Raw genomic sequence first — 19,651 nt, 5'->3', positions numbered from 1 at the left:
CTCAGACATGTTTCGCCCGCTCACCCTCGTCTCGATCATCCTGGCCGCCATGACGGCCGCCGCCCCCGTCTCGGCGCAGCAAGCCCCGATCACCCCGGCGGAGGCGCCTTCGGAGCCGACGGCCATTCCGCTCGGCACCGGGGGCGTCGAGGGATCGACCGCCCCCGAGACCTGGTTTCACCAATGGGGCGACACCTTCGTGCGCAATGTGGCCGTCGCCACCCTGACCCCGGTCCTGCCCGCTGCAGGCACGGGCAATGGCGCCGCCGTGATCGTCGCTCCCGGCGGCGGCTTCCGCTTCCTGTCGATGAGCAATGAGGGATGGGAGGTCGCCCAGGCCCTGGCCGACCGGGGCGTCGCCGCCTTCGTGCTCAAATACCGGACGCGCCCGACACCGGCCGACCTCGGCGAGTTCGAGCGCGGCGTCAACGCCATGTTTGGCGCGGCAGGGGCGCGCCCACCGCGCCCGGTTGCGGCGACCGCCCCTGGCCGCCCCGGCGGCGAGTTCGCCGATCCTGTCGAGGACGCTACGGCTGCCTTCGCCCTGATCCGATCGCGCGCCACCGAATGGGGGGTCGATCCGGACCGGATCGGCATGGTCGGTTTTTCCGCCGGCGCGATGACCACCATGGCGACGACGCTGGCGGCGCCGCAGACCCGTCCCGCCTTCATCGCGCCGATCTACGGCGCCATGGACGCCGTGGATGTGCCGACGGACGCCCCGCCGATGTTCGTGGTCCTGGCGGCCGATGATCCGCTTTTCGCCCATCGCGGCTTCGGGGTGGTCGAGGCCTGGCAGCGCGCCGGACGTCCGGTTGAATTCCATCTCTACCAGAACGGCGGCCATGGCTTTGGTCTGGGCAATCCCGGCAAGACGAGCCTGGGCTGGTTCGACGTCTTCATGCGGTGGATTGAACTGAACGGCTGGCTCCAGCCCGCCGCCTGAAGCCGGCGACAGCACGAAAGGGACGTTGGCCATGGGCGCATTGTATCCGGATCTGGCGGATCGGACCGTCCTTGTCACCGGCGGAGCTGCGGGAATCGGGGAGGCCATCGTCCGGGCGTTCGCGGGTCAGCGCGCTCGCGTGGCCTTCATCGATATCGACCAGATCAGGGGGCGTGCTCTGGAAGCCGATCTGGCCGACAGCGGGCAGGGCGAGGCGGCCTTCTTTCATGGCGACCTGACCGACATCCCGGCCCTGAAAGCGGCGGTGGACGCCGTGCGCGATCGCTTCGGACCGATCGAGGTCCTGATCAACAACGCGGCCCATGATGAGCGGCACGAGACCCTGACGGTCACCGAGGCCTACTGGGATGATCGCATCGCGGTCAATCTCAAGCACCAGTTCTTCGCCGCCCAGGCCGTCCTGCCCGACATGATCGCCAATGGCGGCGGTTCGATCCTTAACCTTGGCTCGACCTCATGGATCGTCGGCCAGGGCGGGATGGCGGCCTATACGGCGTCGAAATCGGCCGTCCTGGGGCTGACGCGATCCCTGGCCCGGGACTTCGGGTCGCACGGTGTGCGGGTTAACGCCCTGGCGCCCGGCTGGATCATGACGGAGCGACAGCTGGAGAAATGGGTGACGCCTGAATCCGAATGCGAAATCTATGAGCGCCAGTGTCTGAAGCGCAGGCTCGTGCCCGACGACATCGCCCGTGTCGCGGTCTTCCTCAGCTCGGTCGAGGCCTCGGCGATCACAAACCAGCAGTACGTTGTGGACGGCGGCTGGACCTGAACCCCGGCAAGCCGAACGACAGCGCATCAGGAAGGGGCTGGCGCCCGGCCAAGGCGACGCCGCTGGTCATCAGGATGGCGGTGGCGAAGCCGGTCGAGGCCCCGGCCGCCCGGGTGTGCCCGCCGGAAAGCAAAAGGGGTTAGCAGCGGAACTGCTAACCCCTTGAAAAATTGGTGGAGCTTAGCGGAGTCGAACCGCTGACCTCTTGCATGCCATGCAAGCGCTCTACCAGCTGAGCTAAAGCCCCGAACCCGGAACGTCTGTCCCTGGTCGGTATCTCCGGGGTTTTGGTGACCCCCGGCGAGGCGGCGGAACCTATGTCAGGGCATTTTCAGGATCAAGCCCGGTTCCGGATTTATTTTCAGGGCCCTGGAAAGTCTCCCGGCGGCCCATCGCGACGCCCCCTCGATTCGCGTAAAAAGCCATGCGGATCAAGGGAGCGCCGAAACACACTCAGTCGTCGTCCTTGCCGCCCTTGACCAGATCCTCGTCGAAGCCGCCGTCTTCCTCATCCTCGATGAAGGGCACGGAATCATCGTCGTCGTCATCGGCCAGGACGTCGTCGTCGCCGTCGGTCGTGCCCATGCCGGCCTCTTCGGACGGATCGGCCACTGTGTCGTCCTCGTCGTCGGGCGTCAGGATGGGTTCGTGGCCCTCCTGATCGATCTCGGGCGTGACGACCTCGTCTTCCTCTTCGTCGTCGGTCTCGACCTTCTTCTCCTCGACCTGATCCTCTGCGTCGTCAGCGGGATAGCCGCCGGGACGGCCGCGACGGCTGCGCAGCTTGATGGCCTCTTCGGGGTCGAATTCGGTATCGCATTTCGGGCAGTGGGCGGGGCGCCGCGTCAGGTCATAGAATTTGGCCTGGCAGTTCGGGCAGACCTGCTTGGCGCCAAGTTGGGGATCAGCCACGTGGGGAGAGCCTTTGAACGGTGGGGGGATTTCGGTCGCGTCCCTTGCCACTGTGGGGGCTCGCTGTCAAAAGCCGTCTTTCACGGCGCCCCCGCGCTGTCTGTTCCCGCACAGTCGAATGGAGCCGCAGCGGATGTCTTCCGCCCCCCAACTGACGGCGCGTCCGGCCAGTCGCCCCCTGACCGGAACGGTGCGGGCGCCCGGCGACAAGTCGATGTCGCACCGGTCCCTGATCCTCGGCGCCATGGCCAAGGGCGTCACCGAGATCGAGGGCCTGCTGGAGGGCGACGACATCCTGGCCACGGCCCGGGCGGTCGAGGCGTTCGGCGCGACAGTCGAAAGGCTCGGCGACGGTCGGTGGCGCGTAACGGGGCAGGGCGGGTTGAAGACGCCCGGGTCTGTGATCGACTGCGGCAATGCCGGGACGGGGGTGCGGCTGCTGATGGGCGCCGCCGCCGGCTATCCGGTTACGGCGACCTTCGACGGCGACGCCTCACTGCGGAAGCGGCCGATGAAGCGTGTCACGGGGCCGCTGACGGAGATGGGGGCGCGCTTCGACTGGCTCGCCGACGAGGACCGGGTGCCGGTGACCGTTCAAGGCGGGGAGCTGACGGGCGTCGACTATCTGCAGACCGTGGCCTCGGCCCAGATCAAGTCCGCCATCCTGCTGGCCGGGCTGAACGCCGAAGGTGATACCGTCGTCACCGAGCCGGAGAGGAGCCGCGACCATACCGAGCGGATGCTGCGGGCGTTTGGCGCGCTGGTCGGGGTGGAGCCGGTCGGCGAGGGCTGGCGCATCACCCTGAGCGGCGGCCAGGCCCTGACCGGAACCACCGTTTCGGTGCCGGGCGATCCGTCCTCTGCAGCCTTTCCGCTGGCGGCCGGGCTGATCGTCCCGGGGTCAGAGGTGACGGTCGAGGGGGTGATGCTGAACCCGCTGCGCACCGGCCTGTTCGACACCTGGATCGAGATGGGCGCTGACCTGACCATCGCCAATGAGCGCGAGAGCGGCGGCGAACGCATCGGCGACGTTACAGCCCGATACTCGGTGCTCAGGGGTATTGTCGTGCCGGAGCATCGAGCCGCCTCGATGATCGACGAATATCCGATCCTCGCCGCTGTCGCCGCCTTTGCGGGAGGCGTCACCGTCATGCGTGGCGTTGGCGAGATGCGGGTCAAGGAGAGCGACCGCATCAGTCTGATGGTCAACGGGCTGCGGGCCTGCGGCGTGGCGGTCGAGGAGGAGGCCGAGGGCTTCATCGTCGCCGGAGGGCCCGTCCCCGGCGGGGCGACCGTCGCCACCGCCCATGACCACCGCATCGCCATGAGTCATCTGGTTCTGGGACTGGCCGCGCAGCTGCCGGTCTCGGTGCTGGACCCCGAGATGATCGCCACCAGCTTCCCGGGCTTCGGGGAGATGATGCTGGGACTGGGCGCGGAGATATCCGGCGCATGACCCCGTCCCTCGTTATCGCCGTCGACGGCCCGGCCGCCTCGGGCAAGGGGACGATCGCCGCGCGGCTGGCGCAGACCTATGGCCTGCCGCATCTGGATACCGGCCTGCTGTACCGGGCTGTGGGCGTCGGAGTTCTGGCGGCGGGCGGGTCGCTGGACGACGAGGCTGCGGCCGAGACGGCGGCCCGCGCCCTGGACGTGGCGGGTCTGTCCGAGGATCTGCGGCTGACGACGGGCGAGGCGGGCGAGGCGGCCAGCCGGGTCGCCGGCTATCCGGGCGTCCGCGCGGCCTTGCTGGAACTGCAGCAGACCTTCGCCCGCCAGCCTGGCGGGGCAGTGCTGGACGGGCGCGACATCGGCACGGTGATTGCGCCGGACGCCTTGGCCAAACTCTATATCACCGCCACCGCCCCGACCCGCGCCGCCCGCCGCTGGAAACAGCTGGCTGCGCGCGGCGACGCCATCGCCTATGACGAGATGCTGGCCGACATCATGCGCCGCGACGAACGGGACGCCGGGCGGGGGGCCGCGCCGATGGTGCAGGCGGACGACGCGGTCTTGCTGGATACGACCGACCTGTCTATAGAGGCGGCCTTCGATGCGGCCCGCCGTATCGTCGAGGCGGCGCGTGTCCGGAACGGTCTCTAGACCCGGCGGACAAATCCAACGCTCCCATCCTCGGCTTCCGCGGGCGTCCGGGCTCCCTGAGCTCCGTGTCCGATGAACGACTTCCTGACTTCTGAACCTTCACCTCGCGCGAGGACCCTCCGGTCACGCGCCACAGCCCTATCGGATTTAATGACCGACACCCTTACCCCTACCCGCGACGATTTCGCGTCCCTGCTCGACGAAACCCTTGGCGGCCGCGACCTCGGCGAAGGCCAGGTCGTCCACGGCCGCGTTGTCGGCGTCGAGAAGGACATCATCATCATCGACGTCGGTCTGAAGACCGAAGGCCGTATCGCCGCCCGTGAGTTCGGCATCGGCGAAGGCGCCGTCATTCCCAAGGTGGGCGACGACGTCGAGGTCTATCTGGAGCGGATCGAAAACGCCCTGGGCGAGGCCGTCATCAGCCGCGACAAGGCGCGCCGCGAGGAAGCCTGGACCCGTCTGGAAGTCGTCTTCGCCGAAGGCGTGCCGGTCAACGGCGCCATTGTCGGTCGCGTCAAGGGCGGCTTCACCGTCGACCTGGGCGGCGCCTCGGCCTTCCTGCCCGGCTCGCAGGTCGACATCCGCCCGGTGCGCGACGTCGGTCCGCTGATGGGCAAGGAACAGCCGTTCGCCATTCTCAAGATGGACCGCCCGCGCGGCAATATCGTCGTCTCGCGTCGCGCCATCCTGGAAGAAGCCCGCGCCGAACAGCGCACCGAACTGGTCGGCCAGCTGCAAGAGGGTGAAGTCCGCGACGGCGTCGTGAAGAACATCACTGACTACGGCGCGTTCGTGGATCTGGGCGGCATCGACGGCCTGCTGCACGTCACCGACATGTCGTGGAAGCGCGTCTCGCACCCGTCGCAGGTTCTCGCCGTCGGCGACACCGTCAAGGTCCAGATCGTCAAGATCAACCCGGACACCCAGCGTATCTCGCTGGGCATGAAGCAGCTGCAGTCGGACCCCTGGGACGGCGTGGAAGCCAAATATCCGGTCGGCGCCAAATACACGGGCCGCATCACCAACATCACCGACTACGGCGCCTTCGTGGAGCTGGAAGCCGGCGTCGAGGGTCTGGTGCACGTCTCGGAAATGTCCTGGACCAAGAAGAACGTTCACCCCGGCAAGATCGTCTCGACCTCCCAGGAAGTCGACGTGGTCGTGCTGGACGTCGACTCGTCCAAGCGCCGCATCTCGCTGGGCCTGAAGCAGGCCCAGGACAATCCGTGGGATGCCTTCGTCGCCAACAACCCGATCGGTTCGACCGTCGAGGGCGAGGTCAAGAACGCCACCGAGTTCGGCCTGTTCATCGGCCTGGACAACGACATCGACGGCATGGTGCACCTGTCCGATCTGGACTGGAACGTGTCCGGTGAAGAAGCCATCCAGCGCTACCGCAAGGGCGAGATGGTCAAGGCCAAGGTTCTGGACGTCGACGTCGAGAAGGAACGCGTGTCGCTGGGCATCAAACAGCTGGGCGGCGATCCGATCGGCGAGGGCGACACCTACAAGAAGGGCCAGACCGTCACCGTGACCGTCACCTCGATCGAGACGGGCGGCATCGAGGTCAAGTTCGGCGAGGACGACGCTCCGGTCACCAGCTTTGTGCGCAAGTCTGACCTGAGCCGCGACCGCAACGAGCAGCGCCCCGAGCGTTATGCCGTCGGCGACCGCGTCGACGCCCAGATCACCTCGGTGGACAAGGCCACGCGCCGCATCTCGGTCTCGATCAAGGCGCTGGAAATGGCCGACGAGAAGGAAGCCATCGAGCAGTTCGGGTCTTCGGACTCGGGCGCCTCGCTGGGCGACATCCTCGGCGCGGCCCTGCGTGAAAAGGCGGGCAAGGAGTAGAGCCTGGCGCTCGACTCCCCCCCCCGGGTCCGATCCCTGATCAGCCCGGGGGAACATGCCAGGCCTCGCGGTTTGAAGCGAGGTTGGCGCCGCACAGACAAGGGGGCGGCCGGAGCGATCCGGCCGCCTTTTTGCCGTCCGACGCGCAGCCGGCCGACGGACGGACCAGCGCGGGCCGGTCTGCGTCGGGGCTGTTGATCCCGAAAACCCTCCGCACAGCCTCGTTTCCGGCTGGAATCCTCTGCCCACGGCGCCGGATTTGGCTTTGAGGGCTTTTTCGCGCGACGCGAGAGCGTTAGGGTGGTCAGGGTCAGGGCCCGCTATCGGAATTTCCGACGGATGGCGCCCATAACCGGGGCTCTGCATGATCAAGTCTGAACTGATCGAAAAGCTCGCTGCCGAAAACACCCACCTCACCCATATGGAGGTCGAGCGTGTGGTCAATATCGTGCTTGGGCGCATGACCGGGGCGCTCGGTGAGGGCGGCCGGGTCGAGTTGCGCGGTTTCGGCGCCTTTTCCGTGCGGTCCCGCCCGGCCCGGGCGGGTCGAAACCCGCGCACCGGAGAGGCGGTGGATGTCCCCGCCAAGTCCGTCCCGTTCTTCAAGAGCGGCAAGGAGCTGCGCGAGCGGCTGAACGCCTCCGGCGACGCCTGACGTCAGGTCTGCGCTACGGCCACATCGGTTTCAGGCCCGGAAACGGGGCCGGAATTGGGGTTGAGGTCGGCGCCTGACTTGATTCATATGCCCGTTGAACGGGAATCGGCGCCCTGCCGCGCCCCGGATCGCAGTCCATGGGGTTTCTGCATGAGCGTGTTTTCGGAATTCCGCGACTTTGCGGTCAAGGGCAATGTCATCGATCTGGCCGTCGGCGTCATTGTCGGCGCCGCTTTCGGCAAGATCGTCACCAGCCTGGTCGATCAGGTCGTCATGCCTCCGATCGGCCTGATCACGGGCGGTATCGACTTTTCGAAGCTGGAGTGGGTGCTCAAGCCGGAGAACCCGGCGACGGAAGCCGTCGAGAAGGTGGCGATCCAGTACGGCGCCTTCCTGAACGTCCTGGTCCAGTTTGTGATTGTGGCGTTTGTCATCTTCCTTGTCGTCAAGGCGATCAACAGCCTGCGCCGCAAGGAGGCCGAGACCCCGGCCGCGCCGCCGGCCCCGACCGCGACCGAGGCCCTGCTGGCTGAAATCCGCGACGCGCTGAAAGCGCGGTCCTGATCGCCTGACGGCTCAGCAGACGGTCGACGCCCCCGGGTCCGGTCTCCCGGTCCTGTTCGCGGACGCCGCGGCGCCGACCGGCCTGGCGAAGGGCGTGGGGCGCTGGCAGACGCCGTAGTCGCCGTCGAAGGGCGTCGGCTGCCAGGTCAGGCTGGAGGGGGCGTCGGGTCGGAAGGCGGCATGGCAATGACCCCAGCCGCCCTCGTGTCGGGCCCTCTCCGCCCATGGTCCGAGACGGCGCACCAGGTCCTCGCCCATGACCTGGAGCCTCAGCTTGGCGGCGCCCAGGCGGCGGGCGCGCCGTGCGAGGGCCTCCATCAGGGCGGGGATGGCGTGGGGCTCATCCTCGCGTGCGATCAGGTCGATAATTTCAAGGCTGGCCGGCTCGATGGGATTGCCCTTGGCCAGAATGGCCATGGCATAGCCCATGACGACGCCGTCGCGATGGAAGGCCAGAAGGACGGGAGGGTCGGTGCGGTCGGGATCGGCCAGCCGCCAGCGTAGTATCGCGGGGCTGCGGTCGGCGATCAGGCGACCTTCGGCCCGCAGCGCCTGCCAGAAGGCCGCATAGGCCGAACCGTCCGACAGGTCGGTCAAAGGCGTGACCGATGCTGATGACATTGGCGCGGAGAACGCCGATGCCGATGACGCGCGCGATTGCGATCCCGAATCGCCGACATCGGTGGTCGGTCTGCGGCGTCGCAACCGCCGGTTCATGAAATGCTCGCGATAGGGATCGGCCAGACGGGGCGCGCGATGGACGACCTCGCGCAGCAGCCGGCCCTGCAGACATTCCAGCGGGTCAATGATCCACGACAGCTTCAGCCCGTGGGTCCGCGGAGGCCAGGCCGCCAGGCCTTGCCGTGGATACAGACGCGCCGCCAGCGGATTGGCATTGAACGTATAGGCGGCGAAGACGTCAGGCTGCTGCATCACCGACCGGATCAGGTTTCGGCTACGGCCCCGCGCCCCGTGCGGCACGATGATCGAGAAGCCGGTCGCGCCGTGCAACTGGCGGTCTCCGTGCCAGAAGCGCTGAACCAGATTGCCGACGAAGGCGATCGGGCGGCCGGCCGCATCCTGGGCCACCCAGCCTGACGGCGCGCCGATCTCCTGTCGCGCCGGATTGGCGTCCAGCCAGGCCCAGCCGGCCTCGGAGCGCTCGGGCCACCAGACCTCGCGGTGCAACCGGTTGACGGCGTCGCGGTCGGCGGGGGTGAAGGGGCGGACGGACATCGGAGTCCCGTGGAGAGACAGGGGGGGCTTGTGGCTCCCGCCGATGCAGGGACCGGACCAATTGCCGCAGGCGGGGTAATTCGACCGTCCCCGGACATCGCGCGACCGCCTCTCTTTCCGTTACGGCTTGTAAACCACGACCGCCGGTGGTCCTATCACCCCTCGCAACAGGGGGCGCGGAAGGTCTCGAGGGGGATCTTACGCCTGCACCGGCCGGCTCGCGAGACACGGGCGGCCAGCATCAAAGGGTAAGCATGAATATCGTCATTCTTCTGGGGGTGATCATCACCCTCGCCACCGGCATTCCGGTGCTTCTGCAGATTCTCAAGACCCATCCGAAGGGCCTGCTGATCTGCTTCTTCGCCGAAATGTGGGAGCGGTTTTCCTTCTATGGCATGCGCGGCCTGCTGATCTTTTACCTGACGCAGCATTTCCTGTTCGATGACGGCTTCGCCTCGGGCCAGTACGGCACCTATGGTTCGCTGGTCTATCTGTTGCCGCTGATCGGCGGCATCGTCGCGGACCGCTACATCGGCACGCGCAAGGCGATCATGTTCGGGGCCGTCCTGCTGGTCATGGGCCACGGGCTGATGGCCTATGAGGGGATGCCGGCGCGGCAGACCCTGACCTATGCCGATCAGGAATATTCGATCCAGATCGAGGGGCGGGGCGATGCGCGCGAGACGCGCCTGATGGTCGATGGCCAACCCTATGCCTATACCTCGGGCGAAACGGGCCTGACCATCGAAGGTCTGGCGCCCGGCGGCGCCCTGCCGACCGTTCTGCCGACCGGCAGCTATGAGCTGACGGCCGAGCGCGACCAGACGGGCGTCAATGCCTTCTACCTGTCCCTGTCGCTGATCATCATGGGCGTGGGCTTCCTCAAGCCGAACATCTCGACCCTGGTCGGCCAGCTCTACCCCCAGGGCGATCCAAGGCGGGATTCCGGCTTCACCCTCTACTATTACGGCATCAACCTCGGGGCCTTCTGGGCGGCCGTGCTGTGCGGCTATCTGGGCCAGAATTTCGGCTGGAACTGGGGCTTCGGCCTCGCCGGCATAGGCATGGCCCTGGGTCTGCTCGTCTTCTGGCTGGGCAAACCCTTGCTGCAGGGCAAGGGCGAGAGCCCCTATCCCGAACTGATCCGGAAACCGATCGCCGGGCCGCTGAATCGCGAGACCCTGATCTATCTGCTCGGTTTCGTGGGGGTGGGCGCCCTGTTCTTCATCGTGCCCAACCACACGCTTGTGGGTCAGGGGCTGCTGCTGTCGACCATCGCCGCCCTCGGGTTCATCGCCTGGTTCATCATCTTCAAGCTCAAGGGCGACAAGGTCGCCCGCGAGCGGATGATGCTGGCCACGGTGCTGATCTTCGGCTCTGCGGTGTTCTTCACCCTGTTTGAACAGGCCGGTTCTTCGCTGAACCTGTTCGCCGACCGCAATGTGGACCTCTCATTGACCAATGCGGCAGGCTCCTTCCTCGGCATCCCTTACGGGACCCCGGCGCAGCTTCAGGCGGCGGGTCTGTCGACGGCGGGCTGGGGCTGGATCGACACCTCGATCACCGCCTCCCAGACCCAGTCGTTCAATGCCGGCTTCATCCTGATCTTCGCCCCGGTGTTTGCGGCGATGTGGGCCTTCCTCGCCTCGCGCAAGATGGACCCCAACCCGGTCATCAAGTTCGGACTGGGCATCATGCAGGTTGGTCTGGGCTTCCTGGTTGTGGTCTGGGGCGCCAACTCGGGCATGGTGGACGACACCTTCCGCACCCCCCTGGTGCTGCTGGGCCTGCTCTACATGCTGCACACGACGGGCGAGCTGTTCCTGTCGCCGGTGGGGCTGTCAGAGATCACCAAGCTTTCGGTCGCCTCGATCGTCAGCTTCATGATGGCGGTGTGGTTCATGGCCTCGGCCATCGCCCACTTCCTGGGCGGCGAGATCGCCAAACTGGCCGGGACCGAGACCGTGGGCGGTCAGGTCACCAACCCCGAGGCCGCGCTCCAGACCTCGCTGCAGACCTTCAACCTCATTGGTCTGTGGGGCGTGGGCATCGGCATCGGATTCATCGTGCTGAGCTTCTTCATCGCCAAATGGTCGAACGGCGTGAACGAGCCGGACAACCACCCCGGTCCGACGCTGACAGACGGCGGGCGTGAGGACGGCAATATCGCCAGACCCGACGCCCTGGTCTGATCGCAACCGGGCGGATATGACGAAGGGGCGGAGCCGTTCAGGCCCCGCCCCTTTTTCTTCGCCCGGCAGGAACCAGCTGCGGGCTCAGAAGGTCTTGCGCAGCCGGATCTGGAAGAAGGTGCGCGGGTCGATGTAGCGGTCCTCGACATAGGCCACCGGGCGGGTGGTGCGGTTGGCGTAGACGGTCCGGCGGGTGGTGAAGTCGTCCCACAGGTTCAGCTGCGCCCGGATCGACAGGGTCGGGGTCGGCTTGTATTCGGCGGCCAGTTCGAAATAGTCCGAGCCGCGCCAGATGAAGGTCTGGTCCGGATCGTAGTTGCCCTGGCCCAGACGCGGCAGCCAGGCGATGCTCCAGTTCAGCTTCAGGCTGGAGATGTCCTGCGACACGCCGACATTGGCCTGGCTGGCGCGAACGCCCGAGATGCGGCGCTCCTCCAGCGTGGTCGGATCGGTGACCCGGGCCACATTCCAGTCGTTGCGGAAGGTGAATTTGCCGCCCCTGAAGCCCACCTTGTCCATCGGCAGGACCAGGTTGACCGAAAGTTGATCCAGGGTCCCGTCGCCGATATTGCCCGTCGCCGACAGGCCGCCCGGCAGGGGCAGGCGGTCGATGACGTCGATGATCTCGTCGTGCCGGTAGCCCACCGACAGGATGCCGTCGCCGAGGAAGCGGCGCTCGTAGGTCAGTTCCGAGATCCAGCGCTGTTCGGGCTCCAGATCGACATTGCCGCCGAACACATTCTCTTCGCTGAGCTCGGCCGAGGCGGCGAAGTCGCCGAAATCCAGCTGGCCCAATTCTCGCTCGAAGCGGAAGCGCAGCTGGTTGGCGGGCATCGGCGTCCAGGTCGCCAGCAGGCGCGGCTTGGCGAAGAAGAAGCTCTTTTCCAGATCGGCGTCGCCCGACTGGCTGATGGTCGAGGCCTCCAGCCGCAGCCCCCCCTCCACCATCAGATTGGGGCGGGCCCGCCATGTGGCCTTGGTGAAGGCCTCGCCGCGCGTTTCCTCGACCTTGACCGAGGCGCTGGGCAGGGGAATGGCCGCACCGCCGACGCTGTAGGCCTGGGTCACGTCCAGCATGTTGTAGGCCATCTCCGCCCCGAACTCGAACGTCAGGGCCGGCGAGCGCTCGTTGCGCACCAGGGCGCGAATGATCGTTTCAGAGTTGTCGCCGCCGGACTCGAACTTCTGTTCCGGGTCGGTCACGCCATTGATGCGGGCGTTGGACAGGGAGACGCTGTCGAACGTGCCGAATTCATGCATCAACCGCGTCTCGAGCGTCCAGCGCGGGTTCAGCGGACGGGTCCAGGTCAGGCCGGCCTCGCCATAGAGGCCGTCCTCGGCATAGTCGCTGCGGCGCAGGGCTGTGGGTGATTCCAGGGTTTGCCAGTTCTGGTAGTCGTTGCTGCCCAGACGGGCGGTGGCGTCGATCTTTCCGCCGAACAGGGGGCCGGCGTAGTTGACGCGGCCGGCCTGGCCTCCGCCCCATCCGTCGTTCGCGAACCGCTCCTCCCGGGTGACGTTCCCGGCGGCGTCGCGGCGGATGTTGGGCCCTGTCCCGTTGGAGTCGCTCATGCCCATGCCGTCGGACAGGGTGACGCCCCAGCTTCTGTCGCCCTCCCGCGCGGTGAACCGGTAGCTGGCGCCCTGGATGTCGCGGCCGCCGTCGAAAAAGACGCCGTCCCATTGCAGGATGGACTGGCGGCTGGATGTCGATTTCAGGATGACGTTGGCGACGACCGCATAGCCCTGCATGTCGATGCCGGGCGCGCCGCCGCGCACCAGTTCGATACGCTCGACCTGACTGGCCGTGGTGCGCGACAGGACGTTCGACCCGGTATCGTTCTTGGACGCCGGCCGGGCCCCGTTGATCAGGATATTGCCGACCGCCCCCTCGAAGCCGCGAGCGCCCGAACCGTCCTCGATAGAGAAGCCGGGCAGGCGGTTGACCATGTCGAGGGCCGTCGCCGGTCGGTAGGTGGTGAAGAAGTCGAGCTGGAAGGCCAGAACGCCCTGCTGTCCGGCATCGCCCGTCGCGGCCGGCGCCGATGTCGGCGCGGTCGGCGTCTGGGCGGCTGCCTGGCTCCCGGCAAACAGCAAGGCCGTGGTGGCCAGAAGTATGGTCTTGGTCATCGCCCGGGAGCTCCCCTCGTTGGTGATGACGGTGTCGCCTCCCGCCGCATGTCAAACCAGTTACAAGCGGGACAGGTGGATTAAATCGACGACAGGATTACAAGAAATTCACGTGTATTTTCCGTAATATACAGGGCATCATTCGACCATGACACGCCATCCCGTGACCGCGATCCGCCTGGCCATGCTGGTGGTCGCCGCTGTCCTGCCGGCGACGGTCGTGCGGGCCGTTGAGGCGCCGGTGCAGGACGCGCCGGTCGATACGGTCGAGGAGGTCATCGTGACCGCCCGCCGCGCCGGGGCGCCGATGTGGACGGTGGAACAGGGCGGTTCGACCGTCATCCTCGTCGGAGCGATCAGCGGCGTGCCGCGCGACTATGGCTGGCGGCCCGAGGCCCTGGAAGCCGCCACGGCGCGGTCGCAGCGCATTCTCTATCCTATTCAGGCCCAGGCCTCGTTCAGCGACATCCTGCGCCTGCTCTGGCGCATGCGCACCATCGCCCGCCTGCCGCAGGGCCAGACCACCGCCGATGTCCTGCCGGTCGGGTTGCAGGCCCGGCTGGAGACGGTCATGGCCGGGGAACGCAGCGACGACTGGCGGACGCAGAGCCTTGTCGGCCTGGGATTCGACCTGCTGGAAAAGGCCGGGCTCGACCGACGAGGACGCGGGGCCAATGACGCCGTCCGTCGCGCCGCGCGGGCGGCCAAAGTTGAGGGAGGACCGGTCGGGTCGGTGCGCGGCGATGACCTGATCGAGAACCTGATCAGCGCCCCGCCCTCGACCTATCTTCCCTGTATCGCGGCGGCGGTGGAGGCGGCCGAGGCCGGGCCGGAGGGGGCGTCGGCCCGGCTCGACGCGTGGCGATCGCTGAAGGTGCCGGCGGTGCTCGCCAATCCACTGGATCGGGCTACCGACCTGTGCTGGCCCTCCGGCGACCCGGATATAGCGCCCCAGCTGCGCAGCCAGTGGGCGGAGGCGACGCGAACGGCCCTGTCACAGCCCGGCGTCACCCTGGCGGTCGCGCCGCTGCGCATTCTCGCTGAACCCGGAGGCGTGCTGGACCAGTTGCAGGCCGGCGGTCTGGATGTGGCGGGACCGGTCTGGAAGCCGGTTCAGTAGAAGGTCGAACCGGCGTCGCCCGTGGGCCGCGAGCGATCGGGGCGGGGTTTGACCGCGCCCCGACGCGCCTCCCGCTCGGCGCCGCTTTCGGGGCGGGGACCGTCGAACCCGAGGCCGAGCCGGTCGCCGCGGCCGTCGACCGTGCCCCAGTCGTCCGCGTCGGGGCGGTCGCGCGGAGCCACAGGCGCCGGGTGCGCAGGCTGTTCATACTCGTCGCCGGCATAGGCGGGTTGCTCGGCGTAATAGTCCCCGGTGTCCGCCACAGCGGCCGCATCGGCCGCTGACTGGAGCGCCGCACTGTCGAACCCGTCGACCAGGGCGCCGACCTCCATGCGCGATCCCGGCTGGATGTCCGGCTCCACCGGGGCGACCACCGCGATATCAAGCGCCGGCCCGGAACCGGCGGGCGGGTTCGCCGCTCCCCCGCCGAGAGAAAAGGCCCCCAGCGTCACCAGGGCGACCGCGCCGATCGCGGCGCCGACGATCAGGCGCGGTCGCTTGCGCCACGCCTCGATCAGTTCATCCCGCATCCTGCTCTCCCGCTTTCGCCCCACGCCCCCGGATTCCGGAACCCTGTGTCCTGATATCGGTTCCGGCCATCCTCCGGCGTCCGGATTCAGACTGCTGTACCGCCGACGGTCAGGCCGCCGATCTTGAGCGAGGGCTGGCCGATGCCGACCGGCACCCCCTGACCGCCCTTGCCACAGACCCCGACGCCCGGATCGAAGGCGAAGTCGTCGCCGACCATCGAGACGTTCAGCAGGGCCGTGGCGCCGTCGCCGATCAGGGTCGCGCCGCGCACGGGGGCGGTGATCTTGCCGTCCTCGATCAGATAGGCCTCGGTGCACTGGAAGACGAATTTGCCGTTGGTGATGTCGACCTGACCGCCCCCGAAGTTCGCCGCATAGAGCCCGCGTTTCGTCGAGGCGATCATGTCGGCCCGCGAATCCCTGCCGCCCTCCATGAAGGTGTTGGTCATGCGCGGCATGGGCATATGGGCGAAGGACTGGCGTCGGCCGTTGCCGGTCGCGGCCTGGCCCATCTGGCGCGCCGACAACCGGTCGTGCATCAGCCCGACCATGATTCCGTCCTCGATCAGGACGGTGCGGGAGGTGGGCGTGCCCTCGTCATCGATCGACAGGGAGCCGCGACGACCGGCGATGGAGCCGTCGTCCACGATCGTCACGCCGGGGGCGGCGACCCGCTTGCCCATCATGCCGGTGAAGACCGAGGATCCCTTGCGGTGGAAGTCGCCCTCGAAGCCGTGACCAATGGCCTCGTGCAGCAGGACGCCCGGCCAGCCGGCTCCGAGCACCACATCCATCTCGCCCGCAGGACAGTCGATGGCGTCGAGGTTGATCAGGGCCTGACGCAGGGCCTCGTCGATCTGGCCCTGCCAGTGATCGGGCGCGATCCAGGTCTCGAAGCCCGCCCGTCCGCCGGCGCCGGCCGAGGCGCTCTCGCGTTTGCCGTCCCGCTCGACCGTGACCGAGACATTGACCCGCACCAGCGGTCGCACGTCACGCAGGGTCCGGCCGTCGGCGCGCAGGATCTCGACCGTGCGGCGTTCGCCGATGATGGCGGCCGAGACCTGGACCACGCGCGGGTCGCGGGCGCGGGCGAAGGCGTCGATCTCGGCCAGCAGATCGATCTTGTCCGAGAAAGTCGGGGAGGCGAGGGGATCGATCTCGCCATAGAGCTGCTGGTTGGTGGCGCGCGGCGCCGCGGCGATCACGGCCGTATGGCCGTGCTTGGCCAGAGACGCCGTCTCGGCCGCGCGGCGAATGGCGGCGATGGAGATTTCGTTGGCATGGGCATAGCCGGCCGTCTCCCCGGCCACGACCCGCAGGCCGAATCCCTCGGTGGCGTCATAGGCGGCGGACTTCAGTCGCCCGTCGTCGAACACCAGACTCTCGCTCTCGGCCCGTTCGAGGAACAGTTCGCCGTCATCGGCGCCGGTCAGGGCGTCCCTCAGGATCGACAGGGCGTCATCGGCGTCGGCGCCGGCCTGATCGAGGATGGGGGGCGTGGCTACGGAAACGGTCATGGCCGATAGATAGGCGAGGCGGGCGCAAGCGGCTATAGGGCCGTGATGACGACTGTTCTTTATGGCCGGCCCCCGCTGGTGTTCGATCCTCCCTCGACGGGCGCCGGGGGCGGCGCAACCCAGACCTCGCCCCTGATCCCCGGTTCGACCGCACTGGAAAGCCTCGACCCCAACTCGGTGGAGGCGGCCATGATCTATGCCCCGCCCGGTGTGCTGGAGCGGCGCTATACCCTGGCCCTGACCCTGCGGGCGCTGAAGCCCGGCGGGCGGCTGACGACCATGGCGCTGAAGGACAAGGGCGGATCGCGGCTGAAGAAGGAGCTGCTGGCGTTTGGCGTGGAGATCGCCGAGGACGCCAAGGCGCATCACCGCCGCTGTGTCGTGATCAGGCCGGAGACGATGACGGGCATTGACGAGGCGATCGAGGCGGGGGCGGCGCGGGTCGTGCCGGGGCTGGAGGCCTGGTCGCAACCCGGTGTTTTCGCCTGGGACCGGATCGACGGCGGCTCTGCCCTGCTGGCCGAGGCCCTGCCGCCGCTGAAGGGCGTGGGCGCCGATCTGGGCTGCGGCTACGGAGCGCTGGCGACCGTGGTGCTGCGCTCGGCGGCCGTATCCGCGCTCAGGCTGGTCGATCTGGACCGGCGCGCGGTCGAGGCGGCGAAACGCAATGTCGAGGACCCGCGCGCCGGTTTCGAATGGGCCGACGCCCGGACGCTTGAGGATACGGCCGATCTGGACTTCGTGGTCATGAACCCGCCGTTCCACGACGGCGGCGCCGAGGACCGGCGGCTGGGTCAGGCCTTTGTGCGCAAGGCGGCCGGCCTGCTGAAAAAGGGCGGAACCCTGTGGCTCGTGGCCAACCGGCACCTGCCCTATGAGGCCGAGCTGAACGCCGCCTTCAAACGCGTCGCGCCGATGGGGGAGGGCGGTCCGTACAAGCTGTTCGAAGCCGTCAAATGAAGACCCCGACCGCCCGCGTCGATAAATTGCTGGGTTCCATGGGCTATGGCTCGCGGTCCGAGATCGCGCGGCTGGGCAAGGTCGGGGGGATTGTGCTGGACGGCGTCGATCTGACGGATGTGTCGAAACGCATCCCGGTGACGCCCGACCTGTCGTCACGCATGGAGATCGACGGCGAGCCGCTGGACCCTGTCGCGGGGATGGTCATGCTGCTGAACAAGCCGCTGGGCATGACCTGTTCGCGCAAGGAGGATGGAGCCCTGGTCTATGACCTGCTGCCCGACCGCTGGAAGCGACGCGACCCGGCCATCTCGACTGTGGGGCGGCTGGACAAACAGACGACGGGCCTGTTGCTGCTGACCGACGATGGCGACCTGCTGCACCGGATCATCAGCCCCAAACGCCACGTCGCCAAGGTCTATCGCGCCGCCCTGGCGCGGCCGCTGGACGGGTCAGAGGGGGCGGTGTTCGCAGCGGGCGGGCTGGTGCTGGAGGGGGAGGCCAAGCCGCTTTCGCCCGCCGTGCTGGAGGTGCTGTCGCCGACCGAGGCGCGACTGACGGTGACCGAAGGCCGCTATCATATGGTCCGCCGGATGTTCGCCGCTGTCGGCAACCACGTTGAGGCCCTGCACCGCGAACGGATGGGGGCTCTGTCTCTGCCCGACGACCTGGCGCCCGGCCAGTGGCGGCTGATGACCCCGGAAGAGATCGACCTGATCTTCGCTTGAAAACGCCCCACTGTGCAGGGGCGAGGAAAATTGCGCTCTCTTCCAAGCATAGGCTGGGGCGTGTCAGATGGACAATGGTCATACAGATGGCTATCTTTTCGAGGTGTCTCACTACTCCGTCGCAGAAGCCCGAAACAATCTGCCCAAGCTCCTCGACCGGATGCTGGCGGGTGAGGCTGTGACCATCACCCGGCGCGGAAAGCCGATCGCAAGGCTTGAGCCCATCGCCGAGACCCGGCCGGGGTCTGGTCAGATCGACGCGGAGTGGCTCCGCAGCGTCCGCGTAAAACCAACGGCGCCGATGAACGCCGTGGACCTCGTGCGCCAGATGCGCGACGAGGACTAGGTGGGCGTCTATCTGGACACCAGCATTCTGGTCTCGGCCTTTGTGGAAGACGACCATTCCGACCGGGTCGCGGTCTTTCTCGGCGGGCGCCGGGATTTTGTTATCAGTAGCTGGGCCGAGGCCGAGTTCAGTTCCGCCCTCGGTTTGCGGTTTCAGTCAGGCTCGCTCGACGCCGGGGCGAGGGCGGAAGCCGAAGAGGTATTCGATGACTGGCTGGCCCGGCAGACCGGCTGTCGTCTTGATGAGCTCGACATTATCCGGTCTCGCACCCTGATCCGCGACGGCGTCCGGTTGCGGACTCCTGACGCCCTGCACCTGGCCATCGTTCTTCGTCACGGCTATCGTCTCGCGACACTGGACCAGGAGCTCGGGCGAGCCGCCAGGACTGCCGGCGTAGAGGTCGCAAGCCTGTGACCCTCGTCAAGATCTGCGGCCTGTCCACGCCTGACGCCCTTGAGGCGGCCCTGACCGCCGGGGCCGACCTGGTCGGCTTCGTCATGGTCCCGGGCAGTTCGCGCTTCGTCGAGCCGGCGGCGGCCGGGCGGCTGGTCGATCAGGCGCGGGGACGGGCGAGGACGGTGTTGTTGTTCGCCGATGCGGCGCGCCAGGCGATGGACCCGCTGGTTCGCGACATCCGGCCCGATATGATCCAGCTGCACGGCCGCGAGACGATCGAGGACATACGGACCCTGAAACAGGACCACGGCCTGCCGGTGATTCGGGCGCTGGGCGTAGGCTCCGCCGATGATCTGACGGGGCTGGACGAGATTGAGGCCGCCGCCGACCATCTGTTGCTGGATGCCCGCCCCCCCAAAGGCGCGGAGGTGACGGGCGGGCACGGGCGGGCCTTTGACTGGTCGCTTCTGGCCGGGCGGACGTTCTCCAAGCCCTGGTTTCTGGCGGGCGGGCTTCATCCCGACAATGTCGCCGATGCGGTGCGCGCGACCGATGCGCCGGGGGTCGACGTCTCCTCTGGCGTCGAAAGCGCGCCGGGTGTTAAGGACGCCGACCGGATCGCGGTCTTCATCGAGGCCGTGCGCCGGACGTAATTCGGACGCCTGACGT

At 67.6% G+C, this 19,651-nt stretch carries 19 protein-coding genes and 1 tRNA gene; 14 read left to right on the top strand and 6 right to left on the bottom strand.

Annotated features, from left to right (window positions below):
• Nucleotides 1–7: 7 nt before the first annotated feature.
• Together ACW17W_RS15540 and ACW17W_RS15535 are read left to right on the top strand one after the other, a co-directional pair.
• Nucleotides 8–946, top strand: coding sequence for an alpha/beta hydrolase (locus ACW17W_RS15540; RefSeq protein WP_492077926.1), 939 nt, complete (start codon nucleotides 8–10; stop codon nucleotides 944–946).
• Between the two features lie 31 nt (nucleotides 947–977).
• Nucleotides 978–1,739 carry an SDR family NAD(P)-dependent oxidoreductase gene (locus ACW17W_RS15535; protein ID WP_492077924.1) on the top strand — a complete coding sequence of 254 codons (762 nt, stop codon included), beginning with the start codon at nucleotides 978–980 and terminating at the stop codon, nucleotides 1,737–1,739.
• Between the two features lie 171 nt (nucleotides 1,740–1,910).
• Here ACW17W_RS15535 and ACW17W_RS15530 read toward each other — a convergent pair.
• Together ACW17W_RS15530 and ACW17W_RS15525 are read right to left on the bottom strand one after the other, a co-directional pair.
• Nucleotides 1,911–1,986 (bottom strand) — tRNA-Ala (locus ACW17W_RS15530).
• A gap of 206 nt (nucleotides 1,987–2,192) precedes the next feature.
• The gene (locus tag ACW17W_RS15525; protein ID WP_492077922.1) at nucleotides 2,193–2,651 is read right to left on the bottom strand and encodes a TIGR02300 family protein; all 459 of its coding nucleotides are present in this window, start codon (nucleotides 2,649–2,651) and stop codon (nucleotides 2,193–2,195) included.
• A 133-nt stretch (nucleotides 2,652–2,784) separates the two neighbouring features.
• On the opposite strand from ACW17W_RS15525, the gene aroA reads away from it, so the two are divergent.
• The 5 genes from aroA to mscL all read left to right on the top strand — a co-directional run bounded on the left by aroA (nucleotide 2,785) and on the right by mscL (nucleotide 7,827).
• On the top strand, nucleotides 2,785–4,107 hold the full coding sequence (aroA, locus tag ACW17W_RS15520) for a 3-phosphoshikimate 1-carboxyvinyltransferase (protein WP_492077920.1): 1,323 nt from the start codon (nucleotides 2,785–2,787) through the stop codon (nucleotides 4,105–4,107).
• Nucleotides 4,104–4,754, top strand: a complete 651-nt coding sequence (gene cmk / locus ACW17W_RS15515; protein ID WP_492077918.1) for a (d)CMP kinase — start codon at nucleotides 4,104–4,106, stop codon at nucleotides 4,752–4,754. Before aroA ends, cmk begins: the two co-directional genes overlap by 4 nt.
• Before the next feature lie 150 nt (nucleotides 4,755–4,904).
• Complete coding sequence (gene rpsA / locus ACW17W_RS15510; protein WP_492077916.1) at nucleotides 4,905–6,608, top strand: 30S ribosomal protein S1; 1,704 nt, start codon at nucleotides 4,905–4,907, stop codon at nucleotides 6,606–6,608.
• A 364-nt stretch (nucleotides 6,609–6,972) separates the two neighbouring features.
• The gene (locus ACW17W_RS15505) at nucleotides 6,973–7,263 is read left to right on the top strand and encodes an integration host factor subunit beta (protein ID WP_492077914.1); all 291 of its coding nucleotides are present in this window, start codon (nucleotides 6,973–6,975) and stop codon (nucleotides 7,261–7,263) included.
• 150 nt (nucleotides 7,264–7,413) lie between these two features.
• Nucleotides 7,414–7,827, top strand: coding sequence for a large-conductance mechanosensitive channel protein MscL (mscL, locus tag ACW17W_RS15500; RefSeq protein WP_492077912.1), 414 nt, complete (start codon nucleotides 7,414–7,416; stop codon nucleotides 7,825–7,827).
• A gap of 12 nt (nucleotides 7,828–7,839) precedes the next feature.
• On the opposite strand, the gene ACW17W_RS15495 is transcribed toward mscL, so the two are convergent.
• Nucleotides 7,840–9,063, bottom strand: a complete 1,224-nt coding sequence (locus ACW17W_RS15495) for an N-acetyltransferase (protein WP_492077910.1) — start codon at nucleotides 9,061–9,063, stop codon at nucleotides 7,840–7,842.
• 254 nt (nucleotides 9,064–9,317) lie between these two features.
• On the opposite strand from ACW17W_RS15495, the gene ACW17W_RS15490 reads away from it, so the two are divergent.
• Entirely contained in the window at nucleotides 9,318–11,255 is a 1,938-nt protein-coding gene (locus ACW17W_RS15490; protein ID WP_492077908.1) for a peptide MFS transporter, read from the top strand.
• Nucleotides 11,256–11,339: 84 nt separating this feature from the next.
• Here the strand turns inward: ACW17W_RS15490 and ACW17W_RS15485 are convergent, their stop codons facing one another.
• Nucleotides 11,340–13,385, bottom strand: coding sequence for a TonB-dependent receptor plug domain-containing protein (locus ACW17W_RS15485; protein ID WP_492077906.1), 2,046 nt, complete (start codon nucleotides 13,383–13,385; stop codon nucleotides 11,340–11,342).
• 148 nt (nucleotides 13,386–13,533) lie between these two features.
• Here ACW17W_RS15485 and ACW17W_RS15480 point away from each other — a divergent pair, with 148 nt between their 5' ends.
• Nucleotides 13,534–14,505, top strand: coding sequence for a TraB/GumN family protein (locus ACW17W_RS15480; protein ID WP_492077905.1), 972 nt, complete (start codon nucleotides 13,534–13,536; stop codon nucleotides 14,503–14,505).
• Here ACW17W_RS15480 and ACW17W_RS15475 read toward each other — a convergent pair.
• Together ACW17W_RS15475 and tldD are read right to left on the bottom strand one after the other, a co-directional pair.
• Nucleotides 14,499–15,035 carry a hypothetical protein gene (locus tag ACW17W_RS15475; RefSeq protein ID WP_492077903.1) on the bottom strand — a complete coding sequence of 179 codons (537 nt, stop codon included), beginning with the start codon at nucleotides 15,033–15,035 and terminating at the stop codon, nucleotides 14,499–14,501. The two genes, ACW17W_RS15480 and ACW17W_RS15475, sit on opposite strands and share 7 nt — an antisense overlap.
• 86 nt (nucleotides 15,036–15,121) lie before the next feature.
• Nucleotides 15,122–16,552, bottom strand: coding sequence for a metalloprotease TldD (tldD, locus tag ACW17W_RS15470; RefSeq protein WP_492077901.1), 1,431 nt, complete (start codon nucleotides 16,550–16,552; stop codon nucleotides 15,122–15,124).
• Between the two features lie 45 nt (nucleotides 16,553–16,597).
• Here tldD and ACW17W_RS15465 point away from each other — a divergent pair, with 45 nt between their 5' ends.
• The 5 genes from ACW17W_RS15465 to ACW17W_RS15445 all read left to right on the top strand — a co-directional run bounded on the left by ACW17W_RS15465 (nucleotide 16,598) and on the right by ACW17W_RS15445 (nucleotide 19,635).
• The gene (locus ACW17W_RS15465) at nucleotides 16,598–17,512 is read left to right on the top strand and encodes a class I SAM-dependent methyltransferase (protein WP_492077899.1); all 915 of its coding nucleotides are present in this window, start codon (nucleotides 16,598–16,600) and stop codon (nucleotides 17,510–17,512) included.
• Entirely contained in the window at nucleotides 17,509–18,240 is a 732-nt protein-coding gene (locus tag ACW17W_RS15460) for a pseudouridine synthase (protein WP_492077897.1), read from the top strand. The genes ACW17W_RS15465 and ACW17W_RS15460 overlap by 4 nt, the downstream gene beginning before the upstream one ends.
• Before the next feature lie 67 nt (nucleotides 18,241–18,307).
• Nucleotides 18,308–18,586, top strand: coding sequence for a type II toxin-antitoxin system Phd/YefM family antitoxin (locus tag ACW17W_RS15455; RefSeq protein WP_492077895.1), 279 nt, complete (start codon nucleotides 18,308–18,310; stop codon nucleotides 18,584–18,586).
• Entirely contained in the window at nucleotides 18,587–19,000 is a 414-nt protein-coding gene (locus ACW17W_RS15450; RefSeq protein ID WP_492077893.1) for a type II toxin-antitoxin system VapC family toxin, read from the top strand.
• Nucleotides 18,997–19,635, top strand: coding sequence for a phosphoribosylanthranilate isomerase (locus ACW17W_RS15445; RefSeq protein WP_492077891.1), 639 nt, complete (start codon nucleotides 18,997–18,999; stop codon nucleotides 19,633–19,635). Before ACW17W_RS15450 ends, ACW17W_RS15445 begins: the two co-directional genes overlap by 4 nt.
• Nucleotides 19,636–19,651: the final 16 nt, after the last annotated feature.

The organism is Brevundimonas sp. FV1ye29L (assembly GCF_058681095.1).
The sequence above is the reverse complement of the archived record's forward strand: the minus strand, read 5'-3'. Positions and strand labels throughout refer to the sequence as shown.